This is a genomic window from Erwinia oleae, from assembly GCF_000770305.1.
Taxonomy (GTDB): Bacteria; Pseudomonadota; Gammaproteobacteria; order Enterobacterales; family Enterobacteriaceae; genus Erwinia; species Erwinia oleae.
This window is the reverse complement of the sequence record NZ_JNVB01000113.1, coordinates 1-7,162: the sequence shown is the minus strand read 5'-3', so window position 1 is coordinate 7,162 and position 7,162 is coordinate 1. Positions and strand designations below refer to the sequence as shown.

Here is a 7,162-nt window from a genome sequence, read left to right as displayed (position 1 = left end):
GGTGTCAGCGAGGCAAGTTGCCCCGGCAGCGTTTCACTATACAGGGTAGCGCGTTTCACCGCATTCACTACGGCGCGCGGGGTAATGGTGGCGCCGGTGAACTGATCGAAATCGCCGCCGTCTTTTTTCACCGCAAAATGCACATCGTTTTTGCCGTTCAGGCGCTTACCGTTGAAGCTGTTGATCCAGTCGGAAATGCGTAGCTCAATTTTGTCGCCCAGACCGGGCGTTTCATGATGCTCGACCACGCGCGCGCCCAGCACCGTGCCGCTGAAATCGGCGCCGACGATTAACTGAATTGCGCCCGAATAGCCGTCCGGTGCGGTGGCTTCAACGGCAATTGCCACCGGCTTATCGTCCATGCGCGCCAGATAGAGGTGATGACTCCCCGCGCCCAGTGCAGCATCGGTGACAACGTAACACTCTTGCTGAATCGCATTGTTATAAAAAGAGGGCGGTACAACCTGATCCAGCAACACCTTTTGCTGTAGCACGGTTTGGTGATCGATAGTGGGTTTGGTCACCGCATTGATCACGGCGGTCACGCCGGTGGTTACGGCGGCGAACAGCGCCAGCCTGACGCCGTTTTTACGAATTGCATCCCGCATCATTTCTCCTTGCGATGGCCGTAGACACGCGGCTGCGTATAGTAATCAATCAGCGGAACGGCGATGTTCGCCAGCAGCACGGCAAAGGCCACCCCGTCCGGGTAGCCGCCGAAGCTGCGGATCAGCCAGATCAGCATGCCGATCAGCGCGCCGTAAAGCAGCCGTCCTTTATTGGTGGTGGAGGCCGTGACCGGGTCGGTAGCGATGAAGAAAGCGCCCAGCATGGTCGCGCCGGAGAAAAGATGAACCAGCGGTGAGTTCAGCGAATCGGGCGAGAAGAACCAGCCAACGGTTGAAAACAGCGCCAGCGACAGCAAAAAACTGAGCGGAATATGCCAGCGGATGCTGTTGTTCCACAGCAGGAACAGGCCGCCCGCCAGATAAGCCATATTTACCCACTGCCAGCCCAGCCCGGAGATGGGCAGCGCGCGCAGCTCGTCGGCACTGTGCCCGGCACGCAGGCCGGTTTTGAAGGTATCCAGCGGCGTGGCCTGGCTGACGCCGTCCACGCCAGGCTGCAACTGCTGCATGCTGTGGCCATCCAGAGTGTGGCCATGAAATATCATGCTGAGCGTATCGATAAAGCCCGGCGTGATTGACTGGAGCGCGTCCGGCGGCAGCCAGCTGGTCATCTGCACCGGGAATGAGATCAGCAGCACCACATAGCCCACCATCGCCGGATTAAACGGATTCTGCCCAAGGCCGCCGTAAAGTTGTTTCGAAATAACCACCGCAAAAACGGTACCAATCACCACTATCCACCAGGGCGCCAGTGGTGGAATGCTGATGCCAATCAGCAGCGCGGTCAGCAGCGCAGAGTTGTCGCCCAATGTTTTACCGAGCGGCATATGGCGCAGCCGCAGAATCGCGGCTTCGGCGCCGATCCCGGCGGCGGCGGCAATCAGCACCTGGACAAGGGTACCCCAGCCAAAGAAGTAGCTCTGGGTGATGATACCGGGCACGGCGGCGAGCAGCACCAACAGCATGATAGTGCTGGTGCTGCGCTGGTTGTGCGTGTAGGGAGAGCTGGCGATACGAAAAGCCATTTAGTCCTCTTCTTGCGTCGATTGCTGCGCTTTACGCGCTTTTACGCGGGCAATGGCCGCCGCCACCGCCGCTTTACGGGGATCGTCGGAAGCATCGGGCGCTTCTTCTGCACTGTTCTTTTCGGCGGCCGCAGCCGCTGCTTTCTTCGCTTTCGCCCGGGCAATGGCGGCTTCTACGGCCGCCTTGCGCGGATCGACCGGCGAGTCGGCCGCAGGCTGCCCGGACGCAGCAGGCGCGGGTTCAGCCGCAGCCGCAGCCGCTGCCTTTTTCGCTTTCGCGCGGGCAATGGCGGCTTCCACCGCCGCCTTGCGCGGATCGACCGACGCGTCGGCTACAGTCTGCCCGGACGCAGCAGGCGCGGGTTCAGCCGCAGCCGCTGCCTTTTTCGCTTTCGCACGGGCAATGGCGGCTTCCACCGCCGCCTTGCGCGGATCGACCGGCGCGTCGGCCTCGGGCTGCCCGGACGCAGCAGGCGCGGGTTCAGCCGCAGCCGCTGCTTTCTTCGCTTTTGCGCGGGCAATGGCGGCTTCCACCGCCGCCTTACGCGGATCGACCGGCGCGTCGGCTACAGTCTGCCCGGACGCAGCAGGCGCGGGCTCAGCCGCAGCCGCTGCCTTTTTCGCTTTCGCACGGGCAATGGCGGCTTCCACCGCCGCCTTGCGCGGATCGCCCGCCTGGCGGGTTGCGGGTTCCGTTTCCGACTGTTTTTCTGCCTGATGCGCACGCGCCAGCGCGTGCTGCGCCTCGGCCTGCTGCTCCGCTGACTGTTCGGTGGCCGCCTGTTTCTTCGCTTTCACTCTTTCCCGCGCCGCATCGATTTCATGTTGACTGGTATCGCTGACGGTGCGTTTTGCCTGCTGATGGCGGGCTTCGCGCGCCAGTTTCTCGCGCTCAAGCCGAACCTGGCGAGCTTCAAAGCGGGCTTTCGCCTGCACGGTACGTTCCGCTTCAAGGTCGATGGCGCGAATTTCAGCCTTCTCCTGGCGGTAATACTGCACCAGCGGAATATTGCTTGGGCAGACGTAAGCGCACGCGCCGCACTCAATACAATCGGCGATGTTATGCTCGCGGGCTTTGTCATGATCGCCGCCGCGGCTGTACCAGTAAAGCTGCTGCGGCAGCAGCGCGGCGGGGCAGACGTCCGCGCAGGCGCTACAGCGAATGCAGGACTTCTCTTCGTCGTTATCGCCCATCTCGCTGGCCGACGGCGCAAGAATACAGTTGGTGATTTTAACCACCGGTACATCCAGCCCCGGCAGCGTGAAGCCCATCAGCGGGCCGCCCATCACCACCATCTGGCCGGGTGCAGGGGTGAAATCGGCATTGTGCAGCAGATGGCTGATCGGCGTGCCCAGGCGGCTCCAGACGTTGCCGGGCCGACCGACGGATTCGCCCGTCAGCGTTACCACGCGCTCGGTCAACGGCTCGCCGTCGATAACCGCACGTTTTACCGCCCAGGCTGTGCCAACGTTCTGCATCAATACGCCGATATCGGTTGAGCGCCCACCGTGCGGCACTTCCAGGCCCGTCAGGATGCGGGTGAGCTGTTTTGCGCCGCCGGAAGGGTATTTGGTGGGGATCACACGGATTTGCATATCTTTTGCGTCGCCCAGCGCCATTTTCAGCGCGGCGATGGCTTCCGGCTTGTTATCCTCAATACCGATCAGCACGCGTTCAGCCTGAAGCAGCCAGCCGAGTATCCGGCTGCCCGTCAGTACCTCGGCGGCGCAGTCCTGCATCAGGCGATCGTCGGCGGTGATGTAAGGCTCACATTCCGCTGCATTAATAATCAGCGTCTTAACGCCGCGCAGGCCGCCTTTGAGTTTGGTTGCGGTGGGGAAACCCGCACCGCCCAGCCCGGCGACGCCCGACTGGTGAATACGTTCAATAATCGCGCTGCGTTCTGCCTGTTGATAATCCACTATTGGCTGGCGTTCGCACCAGCGATCCTCGCCATCCGGCGCGATAAACACGCAGAGTTCGGCCAGCGCGGATGGGTGCGCGGTAATGTGCGGCGCAATGGCGGTAACCGTACCGGAGGTGGGGGCATGCACCGGCAGCATTCTGCCGCGACCAAAGGTCAGCGCATCGCCGCGCAGCACCTTATCGCCAGGGCTGACCAGCAGTTCGCCTTCGTGACCGATATGCTGCTTAACAGGAATAATAAACTGCGACGGAAGAGGCAGCTGACGCAGCGGCGCGCCGTTAGACTGGGTTTTCATCTCCGGCGGATGGATGCCGCCTTTGAAATCCCACAGCCGCTCTTTTTTAAACAGGTTGAGAAGGTTACGCATGGTGTTCCACAGGAATGACTCTGACCGGGATGGTATTAAGATCCCACTTCCAGTTTTCAGTGGTGGCGGCGACCGGACGCATTTCAATGCAGTCAGTCGGGCAGGGTGCGACACAGAGATCGCAGCCGGTACAGACGTCGCTCAGCACGGTGTGCATGGCGCGCGTGGCGCCAACGATAGCATCCACCGGGCAGGCCTGAATACATTTGGTGCAGCCGATGCAGTTTGCTTCGTCAATCCACGCCACCGTACGCACCGGTTCGCGGGCGGCTTCATCGCCCAGCGGCTGCGGCTCGACGTTCAGCAGCGCGGCCAGCTTCAGCATGGTTTGCTCACCGCCCGGGGCGCACTTGTTGATCATTTCACCGTTGTTGCCGACTGCATCTGCATAAGGGCGGCAGCCGGGATAGCCGCACTGACCGCACTGGCTCTGCGGCAGAATGGCGTCGATCTGTTCGACAATCGGATCTTCTTCGACCCGGAAACGGCGCGAAGCATAGCCCAGCAGGCCGCCAAACAGCAGGCCAAGCGCGCTCAAAACCGCAATAGCAATCCAGACGGCGCTCATCAGAATTTCACCAGCCCACTGAAGCCCATAAACGCCAGCGCCATCAGTCCGGCGGTAACCAGCGCAATCGATGAGCCTTTAAACGGCGCGGGTACATCGGCCAGCACCAGACGTTCACGAATACCGGCAAACAGCACCATTACCAGCGAAAAGCCAATCGAGGCGCTGAAACCGTAAAGGGCCGCCTGGAGGAAGGTGTGGTTAAGGTTGACGCTCAGCAACGGCACGCCAAGCACTGCGCAGTTGGTGGTGATCAGCGGCAGAAATATGCCCAGCAGGCGATAGAGATCCGGGCTGGTTTTGCGCACTACCATCTCGGTAAACTGCACGACGACCGCAATCACCAGGATGTAGGCCATGGTGCGCAGATAGACGAGATCGAGCGGCAGCAAAATAAGATGGTTGACCAGCCAGGCGCAGATTGAGGCCAGGGTGATAACGAAGGTGGTGGCCAGTCCCATGCCGATTGCCGTTTCCAGTTTTTTGGAAACGCCCATAAAGGGACAGAGGCCGAGGAACTTCACCAGAACGAAGTTATTCACCAGCACTGTGCCAATAAAGAGAAGCAGGTAATCGGTCATTATTTCGCCTGAGAAATTGAAAAGCCGCCCATTATCGAACATCAGCGGCTCAGGAACAACACTACAACGTTAAGGTTAGCGCCATACCGCACTGAGGATTAAATTTATGGCGTTTTTTTCTGCGTCAGGGCTCAATAAAGGTGCGTTTTACGCGCTCTGAACGCCGGAACCAGGGGGCGAGGAAGGCCGCCGCCAGCAGCGCTATCAGCAGGGTGCGAATAGCCGCGTCATCGCTGACCGGCGAAAAAGCAAAGGATTTGATCGCCAATAGCACCGTCAGCAGCAGCCAGATAATGTAATGGCGTGGCAGCCGACGAGATCGTTTAAAGAAGAGCCAGGTCACCCAAAGGCTGTAGATCCATACCAGCAGCGAGGTCAGCAGCGAAAGGCTCCACTGAAGCATAAAAGCCTGCGTATTGGTGACCAGCGCTTCGCGCAGCGCCGGATCAAAGAGGGCGCTCAGATACATCGCGAGCACCAGCGCGCTGGTCAGCATGGTCATCAGCAGCCAGGCCAGCGGCACCAGCAGCAGTCCGCCAATGCGCGGTTTAGATTCTACAGTCACAGATAATCCTTTTAAAACGTTGCCCAAACGCGTCACGCACGATAAGGAAAAGGATTATACAGGGAATGGGCAGGAATTCTAAATCACATAGCGCCAGACGGTTTTCGGCACGCAACCGACGTCAAACAGGCGGCCACCGGACGCCAGTTCGGCGCGACGATGATCGGCAGCGCGATACATATTAATAATTTCTTTGCTGTCAGTGAGCGAATAATTGAGGTGGTCGAACAGTTTTTCGAGGCTTTCCAGCGAACTTACTCTACGAAATTTCAGCAGATATTCTTGAACTGTCATGTTGGCTGTCAGGTGAGTATTGAGAGGCACCAAGTATAAAGTTCAGCGACACCCTGTCCATAGCATTGAGGCCGCTTTCGCACGAATTCAGACTAGCGCGTAGAGGCAGATTCTTAAAAGCGGCGTCGGCTGGAACCTTATTCGATTTCCGTCCTGTGTTATTGGTCACATTTTCCAAAACTAATTCTGTATGCGTCGTGAAGGTGATGAATAGCAGAATTGAACAGGATGTTGTAATCGCTTCCATAGCGTGCTGAGTTAAGCGCTTATCTTTATTACACTTATTTAACATGTCGCCTTGCGCGTTCAGCCGTTTTGTCCTTGCGTCGTGGAGTCTGCGCGGTGGTTCTGTGCGACGTAACCTCCTTTAATTGTTGTATTTTGTGAGCATTGTCCAAAATGTTTCCCGTCAGATAGTCCAGGCTTTGAGAGCCTTAAACCCTGAACAATAATCTCCCCTCAGAGGAAAATATATCATGTGGAAGCGTTTACTTTTAACCACTCTCATCAGCGCCAGCCTCTCCGGCGCCGCGATGGCTGAATCCATGACGGTTGGCTTTTCACAGGTGGGTTCGGAGTCTGGCTGGCGAGCGGCCGAAACCAGCGTCGCGAAAAGCGAAGCGCAAAAGCGCGGCATTACGCTGAAAATTGCCGACGGACAGCAGAAGCAGGAGAACCAAATCAAGGCGGTGCGCTCGTTTATTGCTCAGGGCGTGGACGCTATCTTTATCGCGCCGGTGGTGCAAACGGGGTGGGAGCCGGTACTTGAAGAAGCGAAAGACGCTAAAATCCCGGTTTTCCTGCTGGATCGCGCCATTGTGGTCAAAGACAAGTCGCTCTATATGGCGGTGGTGACGGCGGATAACGTCTATGAAGGTAAGCTGATCGGCGACTGGCTGGTGAAGGAGAAAAACGGCAAGCCGTGCAACGTTGTTGAGCTTCAGGGCACCGTGGGCGCCAGCGTGGCGATCGATCGTAAGAAAGGCTTCGCCGACGCCATTAAGGATGCGCCAGGCATTAAAATTGTTCGTTCCCAGTCCGGCGACTTTACCCGCAGCAAGGGTAAAGAGGTGATGGAGAGCTTTATCAAAGCGGAAAACAACGGCAAAAATATCTGCATGGTGTACGCCCATAACGATGACATGGCGATTGGTGCTATTCAGGCCATTAAAGAAGCGGGTCTGAAGCCCGGCAAAGATATTCTG

Annotated in this window: 8 protein-coding genes; 1 reads left to right on the top strand and 7 read right to left on the bottom strand. The window is 58.3% G+C overall.

Annotation, left to right across the window (positions count from 1 at the left end):
- From rsxG to ydgT, 7 genes are all read right to left on the bottom strand, one after another.
- The coding region (gene rsxG, locus GS12_RS21550; RefSeq protein WP_034950751.1) for an electron transport complex subunit RsxG at window positions 1-608 on the bottom strand (608 nt) is incomplete at its 3' end.
- Window positions 608-1,654, bottom strand: coding sequence for an electron transport complex subunit RsxD (gene rsxD / locus GS12_RS21545; protein WP_034950750.1), 1,047 nt, complete (start codon window positions 1,652-1,654; stop codon window positions 608-610). The genes rsxG and rsxD, both read right to left, overlap by 1 nt.
- A complete protein-coding gene (rsxC, locus tag GS12_RS21540; protein WP_034950748.1) occupies window positions 1,655-3,949 on the bottom strand; it encodes an electron transport complex subunit RsxC in 2,295 nt (764 codons plus the stop codon).
- Window positions 3,942-4,517, bottom strand: a complete 576-nt coding sequence (rsxB, locus tag GS12_RS21535) for an electron transport complex subunit RsxB (RefSeq protein ID WP_034914643.1) — start codon at window positions 4,515-4,517, stop codon at window positions 3,942-3,944. Before rsxB ends, rsxC begins: the two co-directional genes overlap by 8 nt.
- On the bottom strand, window positions 4,517-5,098 hold the full coding sequence (rsxA, locus tag GS12_RS21530) for an electron transport complex subunit RsxA (protein WP_034914646.1): 582 nt from the start codon (window positions 5,096-5,098) through the stop codon (window positions 4,517-4,519). The genes rsxB and rsxA overlap by 1 nt, the downstream gene beginning before the upstream one ends.
- A gap of 124 nt (window positions 5,099-5,222) precedes the next feature.
- Window positions 5,223-5,663 (bottom strand): DUF2569 domain-containing protein, encoded by a 441-nt coding sequence (locus GS12_RS21525; RefSeq protein WP_034950747.1) that lies wholly within the window; start codon window positions 5,661-5,663, stop codon window positions 5,223-5,225.
- 78 nt (window positions 5,664-5,741) lie between these two features.
- Window positions 5,742-5,957 carry a transcription modulator YdgT gene (ydgT, locus tag GS12_RS21520; protein ID WP_034919127.1) on the bottom strand — a complete coding sequence of 72 codons (216 nt, stop codon included), beginning with the start codon at window positions 5,955-5,957 and terminating at the stop codon, window positions 5,742-5,744.
- A gap of 476 nt (window positions 5,958-6,433) precedes the next feature.
- Between ydgT and GS12_RS21515 the strand changes: the two genes are divergently transcribed.
- Window positions 6,434-7,162 (top strand): ABC transporter substrate-binding protein (locus GS12_RS21515; RefSeq protein ID WP_034950744.1); only part of this gene is annotated, 729 nt, incomplete at its 3' end.

Bases quoted from the DNA above. Each gene is read 5' to 3' on its own strand.
- rsxD (WP_034950750.1), bottom strand. From the start codon at position 1,654: ATGGCTTTTCGTATCGCCAGCTCTCCCTACACGCACAACCAGCGCAGC.
- rsxC (WP_034950748.1), bottom strand. From the start codon at position 3,949: ATGCGTAACCTTCTCAACCTGTTTAAAAAAGAGCGGCTGTGGGATTTC.
- rsxB (WP_034914643.1), bottom strand. From the start codon at position 4,517: ATGAGCGCCGTCTGGATTGCTATTGCGGTTTTGAGCGCGCTTGGCCTG.
- rsxA (WP_034914646.1), bottom strand. From the start codon at position 5,098: ATGACCGATTACCTGCTTCTCTTTATTGGCACAGTGCTGGTGAATAAC.
- ydgT (WP_034919127.1), bottom strand. From the start codon at position 5,957: ATGACAGTTCAAGAATATCTGCTGAAATTTCGTAGAGTAAGTTCGCTG.